Here is a 340-nt window from a genome sequence, read left to right as displayed (position 1 = left end):
TACTGTGAAGACGACATTCGCCGAAAATTCGCAATTACTCACAAATTTTACCTTAGCCTGATCCGTTACCAGTGAAAGTAACGTTCAGTCTATCTTTCTATCACATACCCAAATTTTTAAAGAACGAACTAGTCAAAGACTAGAAATCAATATTCACACTGGAATATTCATTTCTAAACTCTAACGAAGCAAACCACCTTAAAGGCTGGCCCCCGTCTTCTTCAATGAATCAAGCAATTCGTGTGGGAGCTCATGGAGCAGCTGAGTCGTCGATTAAGGAGGTGATCCAGCCGCAGGTTCCCCTACGGCTACCTTGTTACGACTTCACCCCAGTCATGAA

At 42.9% G+C, this 340-nt stretch carries 1 rRNA gene; it reads right to left on the bottom strand.

Features of this window, described 5'->3' with window-relative positions:
* Window positions 1-274 precede the first annotated feature (274 nt).
* Window positions 275-340 (bottom strand): 16S ribosomal RNA (locus KW849_RS31080); the annotation flags it as partial.

It is taken from the genome of Pseudomonas sp. PDM26 (assembly GCF_019219185.1).
Lineage (GTDB): Bacteria > Pseudomonadota > Gammaproteobacteria > Pseudomonadales > Pseudomonadaceae > Aquipseudomonas.
The sequence above is the reverse complement of the archived record's forward strand: the minus strand, read 5'-3'. Positions and strand labels throughout refer to the sequence as shown.